We start from the raw sequence: 22,018 nt of genomic DNA, 5'->3' as shown, positions 1-22,018 counted from the left end.
TAAGGTCACAAACTAAACCTAATGGAAATTATCAAGAACCTACACTCTTATTTGGCCTATGTGGTGTTGGCCGTTTTAGTTATTGCTGTAATAAATGCCATAGCAGGCTGGTTGGGCAAAAAGGACTTTACCATGCAAAAGGACCTACGTGTTAGTCTATTTGCACTTATTTTAAGCCATATTCAGCTACTGGTCGGACTGTTGTTATACTTTGTGTCCGGGAATGGTCTAAAAGCCATTCAAACTTTGGGAATGGGTGGATTAAATGCGCCAGCACGTTTATTGGCCGTGGAACATCCATTTATCAATATTATAGCCTTGGTTTTAATAACCATTGGTTGGTCGAGGCACAAAAAATTCATGGAAAGCAATAAAAAGTTCAAGACCATCTCCATTTTCTATGGCCTTGGTCTATTATTGATCTTGAGCCGTATCCCTTGGGGGCAGTGGTTTGCTTAATGTCATTTTTGCGAACGCAGGAATCTTATTCTTTAACCTCCTTCAACAAAAACAAATAGGCAGGAAAATGGTCGCTATACCCGGCCGTGAATGTGCCACCCGAATAGGCGCGTAGCGGATAGCCTTTAAATCTTCCTTTGTCGGTTCTGATAAAGGCAGGCTCAAAAATGCCCGCTTTCCAGAAGAAAGCGTGGTACGGTCTTCTGCCACCAAATTGGAGGTCATAAAGATTTGGTCGAACAAGTTCCATTTATCCCGATACGCCTACGAACCCACCCCTTTTTTAAACATGGCCTCCATGGGATTGTAAAGGCTTACACTGTCCAGTTGACGTTTTTTTGCCCTTCGTTTTCAGAATTTTTTTCAAACTATCATAAATTGGGTCGTCATTCAAATCGCCCATGGCAATGATTTTGGCATCTAAATCCAGTTCTTGAATGGAATCGATAATGCGTTTGTTCATCAGAGCAGCTCTAACAGGTAACAGCGAACTCTTTGCAGCTCCGCCCCTTAGGGACGGCCAATGGTTCACAATAGAATAGATGTTTTCTCGGTCCATGGTGCCCCGACCACCAATTGGTCGCGGGTGTACTCCCGTTCCCCCATGTCATCAAACAACAAAAGCCTATGACTTTTAAAGGAAGATGGGATAAACGATGCCTTTTTATAAAGTAAGGCAACATCAATGTCCCGTTCATCAGGGGAATCAAAATGAATGATGCCATAATCTTTCTCCTGTAAGTTTGGGTGCCGCATTAAATCTTCCAGCACATCCAAATTTTCAACCTCGCACAGTCCCACAATATCCGGCGAGGTTTTGGGAGTTTCAGCACCAATCTTGGAAATAACGTTGGATAGGTTTTCAACTTTTTGACGATACCGTTCCTCCGTCCAACGGTAACGCCCCTCAGGAGTACGGTCATCATCAAAAGTGAGGGAATCATTTACCGTATCGAACAGGTTTTCACAGTTGTAAAAAGCAATGATTCTTAAGGTGTATGTTTTGGACTTTTGTCCATAAAGTGAGGTCGATATTAATACAAGTAGGCATATTAATAATCGCAATTTATTTTGATTTTGTAGCTAAAATAAGTGCAATTGTCCGCTTTTTAGCAGTTTGTACAGCAATTACAGCCCCTTTTTTACTAATTAACCTACAATAAGCTATGAGGCTCTCCACGATACTGGCTGTGCTTTGTTGTTGCAAACTGCAGTATGGACAACAAAGTACTCCCGTTACAGGGAAATTTATGGAAAAGAGTTCGGATATCCCCATTTCGAATGCCATAATTATCCTTGAAAGCACTTCCCAAGAATTTACTTCAAATGATAACGGTGAGTTTAAAATTCATCTAACGGAAACAGGCGAGCAAATGCTCCATATTTCTGCCGTGGATTATATCACAAAGCGATTTTCGCTGTATCTACAGTTTGCCAATTAATGTTAAGGAAAGTATATAATTTGTTACTGAATTTTTGGAAAACCTTCGTCTTTCATTACCTCTTCCATTTGTAGTACGTGCCTTTCCATATGGCCGGCAATAAAAACAATAAGTTGAACACCATCTACAGTTCCAAAAGGCAGATCGCTATTGTAACGGTTTCTCAAATCGTCGTCCGTTGTTTTAACGTATTCCAAAAGTTCGCTTCGGGTGGAAAGTAAAGCCTCCAAAGTCTCTTCGGTGGAACCAAATTTTCCACTTGGTTCGAACGGTTTGGAGGTCTTCACCTTTTGGCTCCTGTCTGCCACCATGGGCATAATTTCTTTGTCTTTAAAAACTAAAGAGTCCTTAAGTGCAGGTTTTGGGCCCTCTTCAACACTTTTGTGCACTGTTTGGACAAACATCTTTTCGGTCAGGGCAAGGTGTTCCATACATTCGGCAATGGACCACGATGTTGGGTCTGGTTTATAGTGGAACTGTACATAGGTAAGACCATCCAATACCTCGTTCATACGTTCTCTTGTTTCCGTTAAATGTTTGATCATCATTTTTCGGTCTTCTGTACTAAGCTTTGTGCTATAATCCTTGGAAAAACTGAAAAGCACTAGGGCAACTAAAGGGATGATTAATTTTTTCATGAGTTGTGGTATTTATTGATTTTGTTGTAAATTATTGGTTCCTAATGTATTAAAATTAATGGGAATTAAATAGAACGAAAAATAATTTCAAAAGTATTATTTGAATGCTTTATATCTTTTGAAAGATAAGGTAGAGCAATTGAAAGCAGATCACAGAACAGCTAAATAGATTAAGGTTATATTATAATAGTATTTTAATATTAATCATCTATTCTTTTGACTGCTGTTTTTGTATTTTTATATATCACTAAAAACTTAATTTAAAACGATATACTATCATGAGTAAAGAATTGGCAAATGGTGCAGATGAGGGCGCTTGTCCTTTTTTGAACGGAGAAATAAAACAAGTGGCTGGGAGCGGTACACAAAATGAAGATTGGTGGCCCAACCGTCTTAAATTGGAACTTTTAAGCCAGCATTCAGAAAAATCTAATCCGCTGGGAGAGAAATTCAACTATGCCGAAGCGTTCAAAAAACTGGACTACGCAGCGCTTAAAAAAGACCTTTTAAAGATTATGACCGATTCGCAAGACTGGTGGCCTGCCGATTTTGGCAGTTACGCCGGCTTGTTCATTCGTATGGCATGGCACAGTGCAGGTACGTATCGTTCAGGAGATGGTCGTGGTGGTGGAGGCCGTGGTCAACAACGTTTTGCCCCCCTTAACTCTTGGCCGGACAACGTGAGCTTGGACAAAGCCCGTCGCCTGTTGTGGCCCATCAAACAAAAATACGGCCAGAAAATATCCTGGGCAGACCTTATGATATTGGCTGGAAACGTTGCCTTGGAATCAACCGGATTCCGCACTTTTGGTTTTGCAGGTGGTCGTGAGGACGTTTGGGAGCCAGACCAAGATGTATATTGGGGAAGCGAAAGTGAATGGTTGGCCTTAAGCGATACACCCAACAGCCGCTATTCGCACAACAAAGAAGAACGCGATTTGGAAGATCCTTTGGGAGCTGTACAAATGGGGCTCATCTATGTAAACCCTGAAGGACCTGACGGAAATCCTGATCCTGTAGCTGCCGCTCACGACATTCGAGAGACCTTTAAGCGAATGGCTATGGACGACGAAGAAACCGTAGCCCTTATTGCTGGTGGACATACTATCGGTAAAACCCACGGTAATGGTGATGCAGAATTGGTTGGTGCTGACCCCGAATCAGAAGATTTGGCATTGCAAGGATTGGGATGGGTCAATAAAAATGGTTCAGGAAAGGCAGGTGATGCCTTTACTTCTGGACTTGAGGTGACTTGGACTTCTACACCGGTACGTTGGAGCAACGATTTTTTCCAATTCTTGTTTAAATACGAATGGGAATTGACCAAAAGCCCTGCAGGGGCACACCAATGGGTGGCCAAAGATGCCGAAGCCATCATCCCCGATGCTTTTGGCGGTCCCAACAGAAAACCAACCATGTTGACCACCGACTTGTCGTTACGTTTTGATCCGGCCTATGAAAAGATTTCACGTAAGTTCTTGGATGATCCACAAGCTTTTGCCGAAGCTTACGCCCGGGCTTGGTTTAAGTTGACGCACCGAGATATGGGACCACGTTCCCGTTATCTTGGGCCCGAAGTACCAAAAGAAGAATTGAATTGGCAAGACCCCATTCCAGCGGTAGATTACACCTTGGTTGATGCCTCTGATGTAAAAGCCTTGAAAGCAAAAGTATTGGATTCCGGTCTTTCAATTTCCGATTTGGTTTACACCGCTTGGTCGTCTGCGTCCACCTTCCGTGGTGGTGATAAGCGTGGTGGTGCCAATGGTGCACGTATCAACTTGGAACCCATGAACGGTTGGGAGGTAAACAAAGACACAGGAAAAGTTATAAAATCACTTGAAGCCATTAAGAACGAATTCAACAGCAATGCCAGTGGAGGAAAGAAAATTTCTATGGCTGATATGATTGTCTTGGCCGGTACTGCCGCAGTTGAAAAAGCTGCTAGCGATGCCGGTGTTCCAACCGAAGTGTCTTTTGCACCAGGGCGTAACGATGCCCGCCAAGATCAAACCGATGTAGAGGCCACTAATTACTTGGAACCCAAATATGACGGTTTCCGTAACTATGTGAAACAAGGCGTAAAGGTGCCAGCCGAGCATTTGTTGGTGGATAAGGCCCAATTGTTGACCCTTACCGCACCCGAGATGACCGCTCTTGTAGGTGGTTTGCGTGTGCTGGGTGCCAACTTTGATGGCTCAAAGCACGGCGTCCTTACCGATAAAGTTGGGGTTTTGAGTAACGATTTCTTCGTGAACTTGCTCGATATGGCCACTGAATGGAAAGCCGCCAACGATGAAAAATCGTTGTACGAAGGCCGTGACCGTGAGACTGGTGACCTAAAATGGACCGGTACCCGTGTGGACTTGGTATTTGGTTCCAATTCCATTTTGCGTGCCTTGGCCGAAGTGTATGCTTCTAAAGACGGCAAAGAGAAATTTGTGAAAGATTTTGTAGCCGCTTGGACCAAAGTAATGAACTTAGACCGTTTCGATTTGGATTAGTAGACCCAAATTATAACCAAAAAATAGAATAGAAAATTTATATCAACAAAAACTGCCGTAGCTAAAAAGCTTATGGCAGTTTTTTATAACTTTCTGTATAACAATGAACAACAAGGAAGAACTCTTTAACCAAATACGAAACGGTAATTTAGAAGCCGTACAAAACCTAATACGGAAGAAGCCTGTTTTTTTGGAAGCTAAAGATCAAAGAGGCTCTACACCACTTATATTGGCAGCTTATTATGGGCACGAGGATATAGTTGATTTTTTGTTGGACAAAGGTGCCCAAGTGAATGCTTTGGATAGTTCTGGAAATTCAGCTCTTATGGGTGTATGTTTCAAAGGGTTTACAAGCATTGCCGAAAAATTAATAAAAGCTGGAGCTAATATCAGCCAAAAAAACGCCATGGGGGCAACTTGCCTTATTTATGCCGTAACATTTAACCGCAAAAGTATAGCAGAACTTCTTCTAAAGCATGGGGCAAATACCACCGTAAAAGACGCCAAGGGGAAAACAGCCATGGACCTTGTTTTGGAACAAGGAAATAGCGAAATGGAAGAAATTTTAAAAAAATACTAGATGTCCACAACTTTGAACATTGCCTTAATTCAGTCCAATTTATACTGGGAAGACCCAGTAAAAAACAGGAAAATGTTCGAGGATAAGATTGATACCATTCCCGATTATGTGGATTTGATCGTACTGCCAGAAATGTTCACTACCGGCTTTACCATGAAACCAAAAAACATTGCCCAATCTGAAGGAGATGGCACGGTAGAATGGATGAAGCGAATGGCCCAACAATATAATGTGGCCATGGTCGGTAGTATTATTTTTCTAGAAAACGGCAAATTTTTTAATCGCTTGTATTTTGTTCCGCCAGTTGGAACTCTTGAGATTTACGATAAAAAACACACCTTTACACTAGCTGGTGAGGATGAAGTATATGAGGCAGGAAAAGAAAAACTGATTTTCGAATACAAAGGGTTTAGCATCTGCCCTATGATTTGTTATGATCTTCGGTTTCCTGTGTGGTCCAGAAATACTGAAGATTACGATGTATTGATTTATGTGGCCAATTGGCCCAAGAAAAGAATCAATGCTTGGGATACCCTGTTAAAAGCAAGAGCTGTAGAAAACATGGCCTATTGTATTGGTGTTAACCGTATAGGAACGGATGGGGCGGATTTTGAATACCCTGGACATTCCGCCGTGTATGATGTGCTCGGGGAACCTATGGTCTATTCTGAAGCAGAAGAGATACTATATGCCACATTGGATAAAGCACACATAGAAAATACAAGAAAAAAATTAAGGTTTTTAGAAGATAGGGATAGTTTTAATTTGATAGGATAAAGGTTTCTTCCTTTTCCCAGTTGGCCCTGATCTCGATAATACCGGGATAGTAGCTTATTTCTTCGGGCTGTCTTTTTTCGAGAAAGCTACCGGTATCCAACTTGCCATTTCCATTTTTATCCAATATGACGCGGGCTACATAGTTGCCCGGATCCAAGTAGTTGAATTCGAAGAATTGTGACTCGGCAGCAACAATCTCTCGCTGAACTTCTCCTTTTTCGTTGGTCAGCTGCACAATCACAGGATAGGTAACATCGCCACCTAAAATCATTCTTAGATTGCCATAATCTGCAAAACTGCCTGTAGATAAATTGTAGGCCAACGTATCGTTCTTAATTCCAAAGAAATCGGTAATAGCCCCAGGCAAAAACGAAAAAGTATATTTTTGATTCGGCTCCACCTCAAAATCGAAATCAATTTTGTTGTTCAAACTGTCCAACACATAGGAGTACGATGCGGGAATGGAATCGCTTACTTTTAGCGAAATATGATTGGTGTCCAATGCTGCAATAGGCGTATTGGCCAAAATACTTAAGGTGTCCTCAAAATTAAATTTTCCGCTAACGGAGGCAGATAGTTTTAAGGAATCCATAGGAAGTTCGCGCATTTTCACTGTAAAAGTGTCAACAATCTGGGCTTTGTCATTCCTGACCGTGAATATAATGGAATCCATATCGGTCGGGGTCATCCAATAATTTAGGGTGTCCTTGTTCCGTTCCTTCAAAATAGTGGTCTTTACGGAATCGGGCATTGGAGTCAAAGTTTCAATGTCCAAATCCCTGTAATCCCCTTGATACCCAAATATAATTTTGTTGTTGGCCACCAAACTGGGCACAGAAGGTTTATAATTTGGCTGCTCTCGAAATAGATTCAATAAGTAAATGGAATCTGTTGGAATTGTAATCGTGTCGGCTATAAAACCGATTTTATCTTGCCCTTGATCGAACATGTTGTTCTTGTTCACATCCTTTAAGCCAAATAAGGCATATTTTCCACCTTTTAGGTTCCTCAATTCAAAAAAGGGAACGCTATCTCCAGTATTTGTAATATACAACGGGGGCTCTTTGTAAATGGTAGAATCTGTATAGGTGCTGTCCATTTCGTAAAGCATCACGCTAATAAACTCGTCCGCTTTTCTGTTCACGGCATCTTTTACAGCACCAGATAACGACAGGGAGTCCAAATAATCTCCAGTAGAGAATACGTAGCTCAAAAAGCTATTGGGATTCCCCTCATTGTTGTCCACAATACTTTGTCCAAAATTTATGGTGTAGGTAGTGTTCTCCCTAAGCGTGTCTTTTATAACGACCTCAATATACTTGCTCGGAGCGCCCATTGGGGTTATGGTGGCAGGGTTCTTAAAGGGTGGGGAAACCACCAACTGGTCCTGCACGTCCTCCAACTTGATCAGCTCATCAAAATAGAGCCGTATTTTTGTTGCCTTAAAATTAGTGGTGAAGTTTTCAGGTTCGCTTCGTACCAGTTTTGGGGGAGTAATATCTTTTGGGCCACCGCTAGGGGAACCTCGTTTGGCACATTGCCACATAGCAAGAGCCATAAAGGCGAAAAAAAGAAGTCCCAACAGTTTTTTTAAGTACACCATGCCTAAAACCAATGAAGAACAAAGAAACAACTAATTTGAAAAACGGGACAACGCATTAATAAAATTTAACCCTCCGGCACCAGGGCCATACTCAATACGGAAGCTGCTATGTTTTTTTGTTGGAGAAGTGTTTGTGCACAAGGCTCAATGGTTGCCCCGGTAGTGATGACATCGTCCACCAAAAGCACATGCTTAAATTTCCCGTTGTATGATGCATTGAGGTCAAAGGCATCTTTAGAGCCTTCCCAGCGACTTTGTCGGCCTTTTTTGGTCGGGGTTTTTATGTTCTTCACTTTTATCAACCGTTCATCACAATATTCAGCACCTAAATTTTTCGCAATTGTACGTGCCAATAAAGCTACTTGATTGTAGCCCCGCTTTTCAGCTTTTTGGGATGCAAAGGAACCGGTACTACTGCATCAATATGGCCGAGTTGACCACTTTCTTTTAATTGGGCACCGCACCAATCCCCAAAAAAGCCTCCGATCTGTTCTTGGTTTTTGTATTTGAGCCAAGACAATAAATTTTTTATCAGGCCATTTTTGGAGAAGAAAACGAACGATGCAGCTTTTTTATGGGAATTCTACCATAAAATATACGGTCCACGGCATTTTCTTCCAGATAGTTATAATCGGTGAGTGGCACATCATGTCGACAAACGGTACACAAAACATGTTCATCCCTGAATAATTGCGCATTACATCCAAAACATACCCTTGGCAATAGGATGTTGTTAATCTCGTTTATTATCTTAGCCAACCTTTTTGGTGTCAAATCTTATACATTTTTAGAGTAGTCTGTCAACCCCATGAACTCCCAAGATAACAATTTCAACTACAAAATTATTTTTGCCGCTATGGCCGCGGTAATTGTGGGGATTCTTATTGCCTTTTATTACAGCTACGCCCAATCCAAAAACCAAATGATCTATTTGGAGGAGGAAAAATCACTTTTGGTAAAGGATTTAACATTGATGAGGGCAGAGGTCGACCGTTTATCGGGATTAAATGAGGTAAACGAAATCGAGTTGCAAACCTCCCGGTTTAGGGTGCAGCAACTTTTGGACTCCGTCGGCAGATTAAACTTCAGTATTACCAAATTAAAGGAAACCAGAAAGGAACTTCGTAAATTGGAGTTGCGTTTTGACAGCCTGAAGCTCAAAAACAACTTTCTTAGGTACAACAATAGTTTACTGGCAAGCAAGTACGACGAGACCTTGAAGCGGTTGGAAGAACTACGGGGCAGGGCCAATAATATGCAACAAACGGAATCTTTGCTTCGCGAGACCAATAAGGAACTTGCCAAGGAACTCAAAATTAAAAGCTATTTAAAACTACAAGATGCCGAAGGCAGTGGTTTTAGGTTAAGGGCTGGCAGACCCATAAAAACCAATAAAGCTTCTGTGATCGAAAAATTGAGAGGATGCGTTACCATATTGAGCGACCCTAACACCAAAGGGGACATAAAAGTGCTATACCTTCAGTTTTTGGATCCCAATATGGCCATTATCGAAGACAACGCCAACACTATTTCCGTTAGCGGGAATACATACAGCAAAAAAGTTGAGATTGTCTACACCGGAAAGGAGATCAGTATTTGTGATGCCATAACCGTACCCGAAGGGTCGTTGGCAGAGGGAATTTATACCCTAAATGTCTTTGAAGATGAAAGATTGTTGGCTTCCACTGAATTTCAGCTGAAATAACATACTTCTTTTTGGGTAAAATTCTATTTTTGCCCAATGGCAAATCAGGAAGACATTTTTAAGAAGGTTATCTCCCATGCAAAGGAATACGGGTATGTGTTCCAATCCAGTGAGATTTATGACGGACTCAGTGCAGTTTATGACTACGGACAGAATGGTGCCGAGCTAAAGAAAAACATTCGCGAATATTGGTGGAAGGCGATGGTGCAGCTCAATGAGAACATTGTGGGCATCGATGCGGCGATATTTATGCATCCCACCACATGGAAGGCCTCTGGCCACGTAGATGCCTTTAACGACCCTTTAATCGATAACAAGGATTCCAAAAAAAGATACCGCGCCGATGTTTTGATCGAGGATTATGTGACCAAGATCGAGGCCAAGATCGAGAAAGAGGTGAAAAAGGCAGCCAAACGGTTTGGCGATAGCTTTGACAAGGAACAATTCCTTGCTACCAACCAGCGTGTTTTGGATTATCAAGCAAAGGCTGATTCCATTTTAAAACGTATGGGAAAATCCCTCGAAAATGAAGACTTGGCCGATGTAAAAGCCTTGATCGAGGAATTGGAGATTGCCTGTCCGCTTTCAGGATCAAAAAATTGGACCGATGTAAAGCAGTTCAACCTAATGTTCGGAACCAAATTGGGGGCTTCTGCCGATAGTGCCATGGACCTCTACCTTCGTCCTGAGACCGCTCAAGGGATATTCGTCAACTTTTTGAACGTACAGAAAACTGGACGAATGAAGATTCCTTTTGGGATTGCCCAAACAGGAAAAGCTTTCCGTAACGAGATCGTTGCCCGTCAGTTTATCTTTCGTATGAGAGAATTTGAACAGATGGAGATGCAATTCTTTATAAAACCAGGCACCCAATTGGAGTGGTACGAGGCGTGGAAAGAGAAACGGATGAAATGGCACCTTTCTTTGGGAATGGGAGTTGACAACTACCGTTTCCATGACCACGAAAAATTGGCGCACTATGCTGATGCAGCTTCAGATATCGAGTTTAGGTTTCCGTTTGGTTTCAAAGAACTGGAGGGAATCCATTCCCGTACCGATTTTGATTTGGGCAAGCATGAGGAATACTCGGGCAAGAAACTACAGTATTTCGACCACGAAGAGAATAAGAGCTACACGCCCTACGTGTTGGAAACTTCCATTGGATTAGATCGTATGTTCTTGGCTGTTTTCTCTAACTCTTTGCAAGAAGAAGAGTTGGAAAATGGCACTACGCGTACCGTACTTAAGATTCCGGCCGTACTTGCACCGAACAAAGTGGCGGTTTTACCATTGTTGAAGCGTGATGGACTTCCCGAAGTCGCTCAAAAATTGGTGGACGAACTGAAATGGGATTTCAATGTGGATTATGATGAAAAAGATGCCGTAGGGCGCCGTTACCGCCGTCAAGATGCTGCGGGAACACCTTTCTGCGTTACGGTGGACCATCAAACATTGGAAGACGATACGGTAACCATCCGCCATAGGGATACCATGGACCAAAAACGTGTAAAGCTTTCAGAGGTGAAGGAAATCATCTCCAAAGAAGTGGATATGCGTTATTGGTTACAGAAAATCTAAGGCTTAGAACAATCCGGTAATCTCCCCGGCATCATTAATGTCGATACCTTCGGATGATGGATGTGTTGGCAACCCTGGCATACGCATAATGTTGCCCGTTATCGGAATAAGGAAACCTGCCCCAACGGCAATTTCTATTTCTCGCACGGTGATGATAAAATCTTTGGGCCTGCCCAATAATTTAGGATTGTCCGATAATGACTTTTGGGTTTTGGCAATGCAAACGGGCAGTTGCTCTAAACCAAGGTCTGCGATTTTTCTTAAATCAGCTTTGGCTTTGGCGGTGTAGTCCACGTATTCCGCACCATAAATTTCGGTGGCAATAGTGGCTATTTTGTCTTTTACTGTTGATTTCCAATCATAAAGTGGTTGGAAATCGGAGGCTTTGGATTCCACAATCTCAATTACGGATTTAGCCAATTCTTCCGAACCTTCACCACCCTTCTCCCAAACATTGGCAACGGCTACTCGAACACCTTTTGATACTGCTAATGCCTTGATTACCGCAATTTCTTCATCCGTGTCTGTAACAAATTTATTGATGGCAATTACGGGAACAACGTTGAATTTAGCGATGTTTTCCAAATGCTTCTCCAAATTCGGAAGCCCTTTTTTCAAGGCCTCTACGTTGGGTTCGGTCAACGATTTTAAATCTGCGCCCCCATGATATTTTAATGCCCGAATAGTTGTGGTAAGCACAACGGCCTTGGGCTTTAAACCAGCACTTTTACATTTGATGTCGAAGAATTTTTCGGCCCCTAAGTCAAATCCAAATCCAGCTTCTGTAACGGTGTAATCAGAATGGGACATTCCCATGAAAGTAGCCAGTACAGAGTTGGTTCCTTGTGCTATATTGGCAAAAGGCCCACCGTGAATAATGGCGGGGTTTCCCTCTATGGTCTGTACCAAATTGGGTTTTATGGCATCCTTCAACAAGGCGGCCATAGCGCCTTCGGCCTTCAAATCTTTAGCGTAGATAGGTTTTCTGTCAAAAGTGTACCCAACAAAAATGTTGCCCAATCGCTTTTTTAGGTCGCTTAGGCTTTCGGCCAAGCAGAGAATGGCCATGATCTCGGAGGCAGCGGTAATATCAAATCCGGTTTCCCTTGGCACGCCCGAAGTGGTACCACCAAGCCCCACTATGATGTGGCGCAGGGAACGGTCGTTCATATCCATTACGCGTTTCCAGCCAATGGTTCTGGGATCCAATCGTAAAGAATTGGTTTTATTCTGAATATTGTTGTCAATAATGGCCGATAAAAGATTGTGTGCCTTTTCAATGGCGGCAAAATCGCCCGTAAAGTGCAGGTTGATGTCCTCCATGGGCAACACTTGCGAATAACCACCACCAGTGGCACCTCCTTTAATTCCAAAAACGGGACCTAGCGATGGTTCCCGCAATACCACGGTTGTTTTTTTGCCCAAACGGTTCAATCCCTCGGAAAGGCCTATGGACATGGTAGTTTTTCCCTCGCCAGCTGGGGTTGGGGAAATGGCCGATACCAAAATTAAATTACTGTTTTTGGCTTTATCTCGGTTAATGGCCTTAAGAGGAAGTTTGGCCTTGTATTTCCCGAACATTTCAATGTGCTCTGGGTCGATTCCAAATTTTTCTGCAATGGTGGATATGTGTTTCAAAGAAACACCTTTGGCGATTAGTAAATCGTTCATAGTTTAGTTTTTATGCGCAAGGAAAGCATGTATCCTTCCCCTAATTGCTATACAAGATACATAATCGAGGGAGTAAAACTATGATATTTGTGGGTTCGAGAGGACTATTCGACTCTTCTACCTTCGGTGGTGAAAGACAAACCTTGTTGTCCCGAAGTGGAAATCATGACCCCTTCAAAATAAGGCTCGTGGGAAGTTGGTTTTATGGACCAATTAAAAAGGAAGTTGGCACCTGTTCCTCCTGACTTGTCCTTCTCATCAATCACAATTTCAACGGTTTCCATCGGTTTTATGTAGATGGGCTCATCAAAATAAGTTCTGATGGGATTGCCCTTGGTATCAAAATATTCCGCTTTGTGGATGTAGATGGTATCTCTTAGGTTGGTATTTCGCATACTTATGGTACTGGTAAGGGCGTGGGTGCGGTGTTCGGTTTCACTATAAATCTCGGAATACACGGAGAGATACGAAATACCTTTCATCAAGGAATCCCGCTCGGAGATATGAGCCGTGCGATTGCTCCAGTTTACAGAGTCGATGGAACTCACTTCTTTCTTGTTTTTTTCAGTGCAGGAAAAAATCAGGAGCAAAAACAGGAAAGAAATATAATTTCGTGTCATATGATTTGCAATTGGTAACTAAGATACGGATTACTCACAAACCTATTCAAAGCTTTTTATTTGATGAATTAGTCTTTTTGCTTTCTGAATAACAGATAAGAATATACTACAGGAACCAAGACCATTACAGCGATGATGGTCATAAAAATGATAAAATTGGTCTGTTCATTAAAAATTAGGCTGGATAGAATGACAAGCAAACCGCCTGCGAACCAGATTTTGCCTCCCAATTTGTGGGTTTCTTTCCAAACACTTTCATTTTCCAAGGTCCAAGGCGTTCGGATACCTATAAAATAATTGGCTTTGATTGTTTTGAAATAGTTGCCAAATATGATGAAAAGGATTCCGCATAACAACAAAATATAATTGGGATTGGCAATGGATTGATTTTTTGCAGTGTATATGATAAACAATGCCAAAACCGACATAAAAGTGGTGATAATCCATTTTAAGGTATCATATTTCTTGCCCATTTTTTGGATTTGTTTTTTCGGGTCGATGTAGGGTGCCGCCAAAAATATCACGTAGATCAACAAAGAAGTTAAAATAGGGATAAGGATAAGTTCCGATCTATCGCCGTAGCGGTCCACCTCCCCCTTTATATTCCAGTGCAAGGGAACTTCACTGGGCAACTGCTTCCAAACGTAGGTTAAGTAGAGAAAGGGCAGCAATACAATTCCGATGAGCGGCAATTCTTTTTTAAGCTTCATAATTTATTTTTTAAGGGTTAGTATCCAGTTAAGCAAATCTTCTAAAATGGAGGTGCTAAGTGAATATTCCACAAACTGTCCTTTTTTTTCACTAGTGACCAGATTGGCTTGTTTTAATATATCCAAATGGTGGGAAATACTTGGTTTCGAAATTTGAAACCGCTCGGCAATCTCTCCCGCATTCATATCCTTTTCTTTGAGTAGTTCTACAATCTCTCTACGTGTTTCATCATTCAGGGCCTTGAACAGGGAATTCATTTTTTATATTTAGTTGTTTAGGCAAATATCTAAATGTTAATTGAAATTTCAAAATAGTTGTGTTCTAGCACCCAATATTGCTTACTGTTTGACTTTTATAGGCACCCAAAACTCCTCTTCGGATTCGGGGTGCTCTCCTTTGTATTTATCGCCCATTAGTGCAAAGTAGGGCCTGCTGTCCATTTCATATTCCGAAAGGGGTAACCATTCTGAATAAATATACTTGAAGGTTTCCATGGCATGGCTCGGTTTTCCTTTGTATGGAAAAACTGCATATAGGCCTTTGGGCAATGCTAGGCTTTCCATTTGGTCGGGAATTTGTTCAAAATCGGATACGGCAATGGCGGCCCATTTTTCAAATGCCTGGGTAGGGTCAAAATTTTTAAAAAAGGACGTGTCGGGATAAATTTCTACCGAATAAAGGTCATTATTAATGGAGTTTTTGACCTCCCTTTTCCTTGGTGAAAAGCTAGTCCAAAGATCAAAAGTTTTATCATCAGCGAAAGATGTACTCAGTTTTTTGCCAATTAATTTAGTAGGAGGTAGGGTTTCTATTTTTGGTGTCATTGATCAAATTTTAAAAAACATAATTTAATTGCATACCCCCAAAATAATTGCGTGCATTTCCTGGATAATAATATCTGGGCTGTGCGCCTCCAAAACCAACTGCATTGATCAATACGGATTGGGCATAACTACTGTCAAAAATATTGTTGATTCCCGCACTTAGACCTAAACTGATATGCGACGAAAGTGAGGTACGGAAGCCCAACTTGGCATGGAACACGTTAAAGGAATCGCTGTTTATGGAATTGGCATCCGTTAAGGGAATTTCGTCCACATACTGATGGGTCAGATTAAGCAACAACCCGTTTGAATGCCTTAAATCGATACCCGAACTTAATCGATGTTTTGGCACCCCAGTGAGCGGATTGCCCGAATAATCGTTGTCACCGTCGACAAAATCCACAAAACTATGGTCGTTCAATGTATAGCTGAGATATGGGGAAAAGGTAACCGACCGTGATAGTTTTTCTCGGTATTGCAAGTCCAGTTCCAACCCTTGGTGACGGGTTTTCCCGGCATTTCTGCCAATATATTGGTCCTCTCCAATACGTTGGGCCACCAACAGGTTTTTCACGTTCATTCGGTACAGGCTGATGTTCGCCGAAAGCCTTTTCTCAAATAGCGACAACTCACTTCCAAGTTCATAGTTTATTCCCGTTTCTTGGGCAATGCCCGGGTTGATGACTCCTTCTGGAGTAAGTGTTTCTTCCAAACTGGGATTGGAAAAGCCCCTACTGATGTTCGCATAGATTTTTGCATTTTTTAATTGGTAGTTGATCCCCAGATTTGGTAGCAAAATGGCATCAAAATCACGTTCTGCAGAAGCGTTGGTCTCTCCTTGGTTGAACAAGTCCCTAAAATCGTAATGGGTCTTGTTCAAGTTTAGCCCCAATTGGGCGGAAAATTTTGTCGTTAAAGGATAGGTAAGCGTCCCGAAAAGGTTGAACTGCCACCTAAACTCTGTATTGTCGCTTAGTTGACTTCCTTGCAGGCTACCGTTGCCATTATTTTCTTCATACAGATTTTCAAAAGTGCCCCAATGGTATTCATCTTTATAGAACTCGCCACCAAAGGAGAATTGTGCATTGCCCCAATTGCCGGCAAAACGGTTCCGAACACCAAATCCATTGGTAAACTCATCCAAAATATCGAAAGGTCTAGGTTCGTAATGGTCCAAGTAAGTATAGAAAACACTTGTGGTATTTTGGAGGTTTTCGGAAAACTGATAGGTATGTGACAGACCCGTTAAAATATAGTTGTTGGCCTCATAACCCTTTGATTCCAACCAGTTTGATGGTGCCCTCGTAGGATCCTCCTCAAAATCTGTTTGATTAATGGAACTCGGAATATGCGCTGTATAATCGATATAGTTTACCAAAATAGCCATGCTGCTTTTTTGCCCGGTTTGGAACTGGGTGTTCAGCAGTAAACCATCGCGCCGGAACTGACTGTTCTGTCTGTATCCATCGGTTTCCAGATGATTGTAGCTAAGGGATAGATTAAAACCGTCTTCCGAATGGGTAAATGTCAAGTTGTCTTTCAACATATTGTAAGACCCCATCGCGAACGAATTAATGAGTTGGGTCTTGTCTTGAACGGATGCCTTGGTGTCCAGCAAAATGGCACCACCCAGATTGGAACCATACGCAGTGGCTTTTGGGCCTTTTATAACCTCTACGGCACCTAAATTCTCATAATCGTAGGCCTCGATGGTGGAGGAGCCAGTGCCATTGGTAACGGGAATACCGTTAAAGTACATGCGTAGCTTGTTGGTTCCGTAGGGTGTTCTTGCACCGATGCCGCGGATCGTAATTCGATTGGTGTTGATGGCTCCCGATAAAATATAAACACCCGAAATCTGATTGATGGCAGAAGGGATGTCCGTGGGATTGAAACGCTCAAAAGCCTGACCTGCAATTTTGGACGAAGATGTAATTCCCGTAGCTTTTTTAGGAATGGCATCTTGGGTAAGGACAACTTCATCCAATTGTGTTATGGAGTCTTTTTGGGTGTCCTGTGCTATTATTTGAAGTGCAAATAAAAGTGTGAAAAGTAGGGAGAATCCCTTAAATCCCTCATTGAGGGTTTTATTCCCCGACGTTCTACATCGAAATAAATTGATTTTTTTCGTTTGAAGACCTCCTGGGCTTGCCCTAAGGTAGTTGATTTTAAAACTCATTGAAATGATTTGTCTAGTTCGTTTAGTACTGTCTCGGTGTTCTTGATTGTTGCAAATTCATCTTTTAAGTTGGCCAATTCCGAATGAAAAATGATGTCTGCACTATATTTTTTTCCATCAAACCCAATTTTATCAAAGGCAGCAGTGGCATCAGAAACCAAAATAACATTAAAACCAAGGTTTGAGGCCATCCGAACCGAAGTGGAAATGCAATGCTCAATGGTGAGTCCCGCAATCACCAAGTCAGTAATATCTTGAGCTTTTAGGCTTATTTCCAATTCAGTGCCAATAAAAGCATTGTTCACGGTTTTTTCAAACACAGGTTCGTTGATCATAGGTTGAACCGCTGGGTGGAATTCGTTTCCCATTTTATTGGGGTGCAAGGGTGAACTAAGGTTGGTCGAATTGTGCTTTATATGAAAAATGGGCAAATGTTTTTTTCTGAAGTGTTTGAGTAGTCTGCCACAATTTGCTTCAGCTTCGGGATTGTTCCGCTCCATACCATAAAATGTTGTTTCTTGAAGCCCAAGTTGGGTATCTATTAGAACAAGTGCGGTCATGAGGATGAATTTTGATCTAAAAATACGGGAAAACATCAAGAAAGCAGGTGTCCATTCTTTCCATCGATACATCCATTGGTAAATTCAATTTTAGGGAGCCGTTCACAATAGCTATTTTTGAACAAATTTGATAATATGAAAATCGCATCATACAATGTTAACGGAATCCGGGCGGCAATGAACAAAGGGTTTATGGAGTGGTTGACATCCGTTGGTCCAGACGTAGTTTGTTTGCAAGAGACCAAGGCCATGAAAGAGCAAGTGGATACCCATCTTTTTGAAGAAGCCGGTTACCCTTACCACTACTGGTTCAGTGCACAGAAAAAAGGATACAGCGGTGTGGCTTTACTATGTAAAAACGAACCGGATAACGTAGAATTCGGAACGGGAATAGATTATATGGATCATGAGGGGAGAAACATCCGTGCCGATTTTGGAGACCTTTCTGTAATGAGCATGTATTTGCCATCTGGCACCAATATGGATCGTTTGGATTTTAAGTTGACGTACATGGCCGATTTCCAAAAGTATTCGGAGGAACTTCGAAAAGAACGCCCCAACCTAATTGTTTGTGGGGATTACAATATCTGTCATGAGGCAATAGACATCCACGATCCCGTTCGCAACAAAAATGTATCAGGATTTTTGCCCGTGGAGCGGGAATGGATAGGCAATTTTATGGAAAGTGGTTTTATTGATAGTTTTAGACATTTCAACAAAGAACCAGATAATTACACGTGGTGGAGTTACCGGGCCAATGCACGGGCCAATAACAAGGGCTGGCGTTTGGATTACGGAATGGTTGCAGAACCCTTGGAAAATAGGCTCAAACGTTCCGTGATTTTGTCCGAAGCCAAGCATAGCGACCATTGCCCCATTTTATTGGAAGTTGAGAAATAACATTGGCGTAAAGGCCGAAGTTTTTGTTTCAGTACCTTTAACTGTCCTAAACCAAAAAAGATGAAATACACAAGAATTCCACATACCGATATCCGAATATCCAAAATTTGTTTGGGAACCATGACCTGGGGCCGCCAAAACAATGAAGATGAGGCGTATGAACAGATGGACTACGCCTTAGATCAAGGTGTGAACTTTTTTGATACGGCCGAGCTGTACCCGGTTCCGGCAAAGAAAGAGCTGTACGCGGTAACCGAAGAATTTATAGGGAACTGGTTCAAAAAAACAGGCAATCGGGACAAAGTGGTGCTTGCATCTAAAATAGCGGGGCCTGGACACGCTGCGAAGCACATTCGCAGCACGGGGTTCAGTAAGGAATCCATTATCAGTGCGGTTGAAGGCAGTTTAAAACGTTTACAAACCGATTATATCGACTTGTACCAGCTCCATTGGCCGGAGCGGAACACCAATTATTTCGGACAACGTGGCTACAATGCCCATGCGGTTGATGTTTGGGATGATAATATCCACCAAGTATTGGAAACATTGCGCGATTTGATTGCCGAAGGCAAGATTCGTCATGTAGGATTGTCCAATGAAACTCCTTGGGGTGCCATGCGTTATTTGGAAGAAAGCAAGGTGCACCAGTCTTTACCTAGAATGCTAACAATTCAAAACCCATATAATCTCTTGAACCGATTGTTTGAGGTTGGGCTATCCGAGGTTGCCATGCGTGAGCAAATAGGTTTGTTGGCTTATTCCCCACTCGGATTTGGAGTGTTGAGCGGAAAATACCTGACCGAAATTCCCCCAAGAAAAGCAAGGGTGACTTTGTTTCCGAATTACAACAGATATAGCGGCGATACAGCTGTACAGGCTACCGAGAAGTATGCCCAATTGGCCAGTGAACACGGTATGAGCATGGCACAAATGGCCTTGGCCTTTGTGAACACCAGACCATTCCTTACCAGTAACATTATTGGTGCAACCAGTATGGAACAACTCAAGGAGAACATTGCCAGTATAGATGTGGACCTATCCGATGCGGTGTTGGTCGGGATTGAAGAAATCCATAGAGAGATTCCAAATCCCGCACCATAAACTATTCTAAAGCATAAGCACGGTATTCATCACCCGAAGGGGTACCCATTTTGCCTCCTCCACAGGAAATCACGACGTATTGTTTCCCATCGACTTGATAGGTAATGGGTGTGGCATAGCCACCGGAAGGAAGCTGGTCTTCCCAAAGTTGTTTGCCGGTTTTCATATTAAAGGCACGGATTTTTTCATCCTTGGTGGCCGCAATAAAGAGCACTCCACCTTTGGTGACCACTGGACCTCCATAGTTTTCAAGTCCAGAAACGGGAACATTGGGGTCTTCCAAACTTTCTTCATGCCCCAAAGGTACCGACCACAGATATTCCCCTGAATTAAGGTCGATGGCATTCAAGGTGCCCCATGGAGGTTTTATCACAGGATAACCCCTATCGTCCTTAAATCTGGCAAAACTGGCCACGGAATAGGGAACATCCACTGTTAACTTTTCTACCCTATGGTCTTTCGCTTTTTCCATACCCATAACAAACTCGGTAATGGCATTGGTTTCCTCCTCGGAAAGATTGGGCATCCCCGGCATGGCACCGCGGCCTTTTTGGATAATGGTTTTTATGGAATCGGATTTCAATCGCAACTTCACATTTTGGAGCTCAGGAATTCCGTTTAAACCCTGTAAATTGCCACCATGGCATCTGGCACAGTGAATTTGTGCCAAACTTTGCCCCACGCTGGAACCTTCTCCATCACTACCAATTTCTTTCATTTTAATGATCCAAGCCATTTCATTGGCGTTAACGTACATCACACCATCTCTGGGGTCGAGCGCTGCTCCGCCCCATTCGGCGCCACCGTCGGCACCTGGGAATAAAATCACTCCCGTAGTATCCATCGGTATAAATTGCCCTTGTGATGTAATGGAGTTGAATTTTTCCAACACAGTTGGATTATCCTTGGTTTCATTCCCTTGAACCAAATCATCAACAAAAGCAGTTCTGTTCGGTGCGTATAAATCGTCTTCTGTTAAAATTTGACGGGCAAAAGGAGCTGGTTTTAAGGGTAGGGGTTGAGTTTCGAACGCTTTTTCACCAAGCAGTGTGGAACTTGGATAGGCCTTTTCCTCGATAGGGAAGAGAGGCTCCCCAGTTATTCGGTTGAACACAAATATGTGCCCACTTTTGGTTACTTGTGCTACCGCAGGAATGGTTTGTCCGTCCCTAACAATATCCACCAAGTTGGGCGGTGCGGGCAAGTCTCTGTCCCAAATATCGTGGTGCACCATTTGAAAATGCCAAATACGTTCCCCAGTAGTGGCATTTAGCGCCAACAGGGAATTGGCAAAAAGGTTGGATCCTTCGCGGTCGCCACCATACCAGTCAAAAGCGGCCGAACCCGTAGGAATATAAACAATGCCCTGCTCCTTGTCCAAGGCCATGCCCGGCCAGCTGTTGGCACCGCCAACTTTTTTATAGGCTTCGGCAGGCCAGGTGTTGTAACCAAATTCTCCTGGTTGGGGAATGGTGTGGAAAGTCCATAAAATTTTACCTGTGAGTACATCGTATGCCCGTATGTGTCCTGGTGAAGAGCCGGGTCCTTCGCCCACACGAGTACCTTGAATGAGTATGTTCTGAAAAACGGCTCCAGGGGTATTGGATACTACGGACAACTTATTGGGGTCTCTGCCCAAGCCGTCACGGAGGTCAATGCTGCCGTCGTTGCCAAAATCGGTAATGGGCTTGCCTGTTTCAATATTGATGGCGTACAGTTTTGATCCGGAGGAGAAAAAGATACGACCGGGTGCTTTGCCATCCGATTTCCAATAATTTAGTCCACGATTGAGTCCCAAACCTGATTCATCCTTGGTTTTTGGTGAAAATTTCCAGATTTCTGTTCCTGTTTTTGCGTTGATTGCGAACAACTCAATGGCGGCATTTACCCCATAAAGTACATCTTCCACCATTAAGGGGCTAGTCTGTATCTGTGTTGTTCTTCCTTCTTTCAGTCCTCCGCTTTTATAGCTCCAAGCGAGTTTTAATTGATTTACATTGGAGGTGTTGATTTGATCAAGATTGGAGAAATGCGTTCGTTCGGGGTCTCCCAAATAATGTTCCCAAGTGGTGAAATAGGTTTTGTTGGCTGTGTCTGGTTTTGGTTCGGAACAGGAAGCCAATAGGGCTAAGCAAAGTAGAGGGTAAAATCTTTTCATGTGCGGTT

General features: G+C 42.6%; 21 protein-coding genes and 1 pseudogene. 9 read left to right on the top strand and 13 right to left on the bottom strand.

Annotated features, from left to right (window positions below; translation table 11 throughout):
* Positions 1-21 precede the first annotated feature (21 nt).
* Positions 22-459, top strand: a complete 438-nt coding sequence (locus AC13CC_RS02410; RefSeq protein WP_326277390.1) for a hypothetical protein — start codon at positions 22-24, stop codon at positions 457-459.
* A gap of 25 nt (positions 460-484) precedes the next feature.
* On the opposite strand, the pseudogene AC13CC_RS02405 reads toward AC13CC_RS02410, so the two are convergent.
* Positions 485-1,524 (bottom strand): annotated as a pseudogene (locus AC13CC_RS02405) (endonuclease/exonuclease/phosphatase family protein).
* Between the two features lie 101 nt (positions 1,525-1,625).
* Here AC13CC_RS02405 and AC13CC_RS02400 point away from each other — a divergent pair.
* On the top strand, positions 1,626-1,901 hold the full coding sequence (locus AC13CC_RS02400; RefSeq protein WP_326277391.1) for a carboxypeptidase-like regulatory domain-containing protein: 276 nt from the start codon (positions 1,626-1,628) through the stop codon (positions 1,899-1,901).
* A gap of 23 nt (positions 1,902-1,924) precedes the next feature.
* On the opposite strand, the gene AC13CC_RS02395 is transcribed toward AC13CC_RS02400, so the two are convergent.
* On the bottom strand, positions 1,925-2,539 hold the full coding sequence (locus tag AC13CC_RS02395) for a DinB family protein (RefSeq protein WP_326277392.1): 615 nt from the start codon (positions 2,537-2,539) through the stop codon (positions 1,925-1,927).
* A 278-nt stretch (positions 2,540-2,817) separates the two neighbouring features.
* On the opposite strand from AC13CC_RS02395, the gene katG reads away from it, so the two are divergent.
* The 3 genes from katG to AC13CC_RS02380 all read left to right on the top strand — a co-directional run bounded on the left by katG (position 2,818) and on the right by AC13CC_RS02380 (position 6,400).
* Positions 2,818-5,043, top strand: coding sequence for a catalase/peroxidase HPI (katG, locus tag AC13CC_RS02390; protein WP_482877854.1), 2,226 nt, complete (start codon positions 2,818-2,820; stop codon positions 5,041-5,043).
* Positions 5,044-5,146: 103 nt separating this feature from the next.
* Positions 5,147-5,623 carry an ankyrin repeat domain-containing protein gene (locus AC13CC_RS02385; protein ID WP_293165839.1) on the top strand — a complete coding sequence of 159 codons (477 nt, stop codon included), beginning with the start codon at positions 5,147-5,149 and terminating at the stop codon, positions 5,621-5,623.
* Positions 5,624-6,400, top strand: a complete 777-nt coding sequence (locus AC13CC_RS02380) for a nitrilase family protein (protein ID WP_326277394.1) — start codon at positions 5,624-5,626, stop codon at positions 6,398-6,400. It abuts the gene before it with no gap.
* On the opposite strand, the gene AC13CC_RS02375 is transcribed toward AC13CC_RS02380, so the two are convergent.
* From AC13CC_RS02375 to AC13CC_RS02365, 3 genes are all read right to left on the bottom strand, one after another.
* Positions 6,384-7,982 (bottom strand): Ig-like domain-containing protein, encoded by a 1,599-nt coding sequence (locus AC13CC_RS02375; protein WP_482877853.1) that lies wholly within the window; start codon positions 7,980-7,982, stop codon positions 6,384-6,386. The two genes, AC13CC_RS02380 and AC13CC_RS02375, sit on opposite strands and share 17 nt — an antisense overlap.
* Positions 7,983-8,068: 86 nt before the next feature.
* Positions 8,069-8,356, bottom strand: a complete 288-nt coding sequence (locus AC13CC_RS02370; protein ID WP_482877852.1) for a ComF family protein — start codon at positions 8,354-8,356, stop codon at positions 8,069-8,071.
* Between the two features lie 178 nt (positions 8,357-8,534).
* Positions 8,535-8,762, bottom strand: coding sequence for a hypothetical protein (locus AC13CC_RS02365; RefSeq protein WP_482877850.1), 228 nt, complete (start codon positions 8,760-8,762; stop codon positions 8,535-8,537).
* Positions 8,763-8,811: 49 nt separating this feature from the next.
* On the opposite strand from AC13CC_RS02365, the gene AC13CC_RS02360 reads away from it, so the two are divergent.
* Both AC13CC_RS02360 and AC13CC_RS02355 read left to right on the top strand, forming a co-directional pair.
* Positions 8,812-9,708 carry a hypothetical protein gene (locus AC13CC_RS02360; RefSeq protein WP_326277399.1) on the top strand — a complete coding sequence of 299 codons (897 nt, stop codon included), beginning with the start codon at positions 8,812-8,814 and terminating at the stop codon, positions 9,706-9,708.
* 36 nt (positions 9,709-9,744) lie between these two features.
* Positions 9,745-11,286 (top strand): glycine--tRNA ligase, encoded by a 1,542-nt coding sequence (locus AC13CC_RS02355; protein ID WP_326277400.1) that lies wholly within the window; start codon positions 9,745-9,747, stop codon positions 11,284-11,286.
* A 3-nt stretch (positions 11,287-11,289) separates the two neighbouring features.
* Here AC13CC_RS02355 and AC13CC_RS02350 read toward each other — a convergent pair whose 3' ends face one another.
* The 7 genes from AC13CC_RS02350 to AC13CC_RS02320 form a co-directional block, all read right to left on the bottom strand.
* Entirely contained in the window at positions 11,290-12,957 is a 1,668-nt protein-coding gene (locus tag AC13CC_RS02350; protein ID WP_482877849.1) for a formate--tetrahydrofolate ligase, read from the bottom strand.
* A 104-nt stretch (positions 12,958-13,061) separates the two neighbouring features.
* Complete coding sequence (locus AC13CC_RS02345; RefSeq protein ID WP_482877848.1) at positions 13,062-13,577, bottom strand: DUF3124 domain-containing protein; 516 nt, start codon at positions 13,575-13,577, stop codon at positions 13,062-13,064.
* 68 nt (positions 13,578-13,645) lie between these two features.
* Complete coding sequence (locus AC13CC_RS02340) at positions 13,646-14,287, bottom strand: SdpI family protein (RefSeq protein WP_326277403.1); 642 nt, start codon at positions 14,285-14,287, stop codon at positions 13,646-13,648.
* 3 nt (positions 14,288-14,290) lie between these two features.
* A complete protein-coding gene (locus tag AC13CC_RS02335; protein ID WP_326277404.1) occupies positions 14,291-14,545 on the bottom strand; it encodes an autorepressor SdpR family transcription factor in 255 nt (84 codons plus the stop codon).
* Between the two features lie 81 nt (positions 14,546-14,626).
* Entirely contained in the window at positions 14,627-15,112 is a 486-nt protein-coding gene (locus tag AC13CC_RS02330; RefSeq protein ID WP_482877847.1) for a GyrI-like domain-containing protein, read from the bottom strand.
* Between the two features lie 10 nt (positions 15,113-15,122).
* Positions 15,123-17,291 carry a TonB-dependent receptor family protein gene (locus AC13CC_RS02325; protein ID WP_482877846.1) on the bottom strand — a complete coding sequence of 723 codons (2,169 nt, stop codon included), beginning with the start codon at positions 17,289-17,291 and terminating at the stop codon, positions 15,123-15,125.
* Positions 17,288-17,851 carry a cysteine hydrolase family protein gene (locus AC13CC_RS02320; RefSeq protein WP_482877845.1) on the bottom strand — a complete coding sequence of 188 codons (564 nt, stop codon included), beginning with the start codon at positions 17,849-17,851 and terminating at the stop codon, positions 17,288-17,290. Before AC13CC_RS02320 ends, AC13CC_RS02325 begins: the two co-directional genes overlap by 4 nt.
* Before the next feature lie 135 nt (positions 17,852-17,986).
* Between AC13CC_RS02320 and AC13CC_RS02315 the strand changes: the two genes are divergently transcribed.
* Both AC13CC_RS02315 and AC13CC_RS02310 read left to right on the top strand, forming a co-directional pair.
* Positions 17,987-18,751 carry an exodeoxyribonuclease III gene (locus AC13CC_RS02315; protein WP_293165813.1) on the top strand — a complete coding sequence of 255 codons (765 nt, stop codon included), beginning with the start codon at positions 17,987-17,989 and terminating at the stop codon, positions 18,749-18,751.
* 60 nt (positions 18,752-18,811) lie between these two features.
* A complete protein-coding gene (locus AC13CC_RS02310; protein WP_482877844.1) occupies positions 18,812-19,852 on the top strand; it encodes an aldo/keto reductase in 1,041 nt (346 codons plus the stop codon).
* A 1-nt stretch (position 19,853) separates the two neighbouring features.
* On the opposite strand, the gene AC13CC_RS02305 is transcribed toward AC13CC_RS02310, so the two are convergent.
* Positions 19,854-22,010, bottom strand: coding sequence for an outer membrane protein assembly factor BamB family protein (locus AC13CC_RS02305; protein ID WP_482877843.1), 2,157 nt, complete (start codon positions 22,008-22,010; stop codon positions 19,854-19,856).
* Between the last annotated feature and the right edge of the window lie 8 nt (positions 22,011-22,018).

This window comes from Flagellimonas sp. L-11, from assembly GCF_056857735.1.
This window is presented reverse-complemented; position numbering and strand designations above follow the sequence as displayed.

Excerpts from the sequence above, each read along its gene's own strand:
- AC13CC_RS02310 (WP_482877844.1), top strand. The coding sequence starts at position 18,812 with ATGAAATACACAAGAATTCCACATACCGATATCCGAATATCCAAAATT.
- AC13CC_RS02350 (WP_482877849.1), bottom strand. The coding sequence starts at position 12,957 with ATGAACGATTTACTAATCGCCAAAGGTGTTTCTTTGAAACACATATCC.
- AC13CC_RS02380 (WP_326277394.1), top strand. The coding sequence starts at position 5,624 with ATGTCCACAACTTTGAACATTGCCTTAATTCAGTCCAATTTATACTGG.
- AC13CC_RS02320 (WP_482877845.1), bottom strand. The coding sequence starts at position 17,851 with ATGACCGCACTTGTTCTAATAGATACCCAACTTGGGCTTCAAGAAACA.
- AC13CC_RS02325 (WP_482877846.1), bottom strand. The coding sequence starts at position 17,291 with ATGAGTTTTAAAATCAACTACCTTAGGGCAAGCCCAGGAGGTCTTCAA.
- AC13CC_RS02340 (WP_326277403.1), bottom strand. The coding sequence starts at position 14,287 with ATGAAGCTTAAAAAAGAATTGCCGCTCATCGGAATTGTATTGCTGCCC.
- AC13CC_RS02305 (WP_482877843.1), bottom strand. The coding sequence starts at position 22,010 with ATGAAAAGATTTTACCCTCTACTTTGCTTAGCCCTATTGGCTTCCTGT.
- katG (WP_482877854.1), top strand. The coding sequence starts at position 2,818 with ATGAGTAAAGAATTGGCAAATGGTGCAGATGAGGGCGCTTGTCCTTTT.
- AC13CC_RS02360 (WP_326277399.1), top strand. The coding sequence starts at position 8,812 with ATGAACTCCCAAGATAACAATTTCAACTACAAAATTATTTTTGCCGCT.
- AC13CC_RS02315 (WP_293165813.1), top strand. The coding sequence starts at position 17,987 with ATGAAAATCGCATCATACAATGTTAACGGAATCCGGGCGGCAATGAAC.
- AC13CC_RS02410 (WP_326277390.1), top strand. The coding sequence starts at position 22 with ATGGAAATTATCAAGAACCTACACTCTTATTTGGCCTATGTGGTGTTG.
- AC13CC_RS02395 (WP_326277392.1), bottom strand. The coding sequence starts at position 2,539 with ATGAAAAAATTAATCATCCCTTTAGTTGCCCTAGTGCTTTTCAGTTTT.
- AC13CC_RS02385 (WP_293165839.1), top strand. The coding sequence starts at position 5,147 with ATGAACAACAAGGAAGAACTCTTTAACCAAATACGAAACGGTAATTTA.
- AC13CC_RS02330 (WP_482877847.1), bottom strand. The coding sequence starts at position 15,112 with ATGACACCAAAAATAGAAACCCTACCTCCTACTAAATTAATTGGCAAA.
- AC13CC_RS02335 (WP_326277404.1), bottom strand. The coding sequence starts at position 14,545 with ATGAATTCCCTGTTCAAGGCCCTGAATGATGAAACACGTAGAGAGATT.
- AC13CC_RS02400 (WP_326277391.1), top strand. The coding sequence starts at position 1,626 with ATGAGGCTCTCCACGATACTGGCTGTGCTTTGTTGTTGCAAACTGCAG.
- AC13CC_RS02345 (WP_482877848.1), bottom strand. The coding sequence starts at position 13,577 with ATGACACGAAATTATATTTCTTTCCTGTTTTTGCTCCTGATTTTTTCC.
- AC13CC_RS02355 (WP_326277400.1), top strand. The coding sequence starts at position 9,745 with ATGGCAAATCAGGAAGACATTTTTAAGAAGGTTATCTCCCATGCAAAG.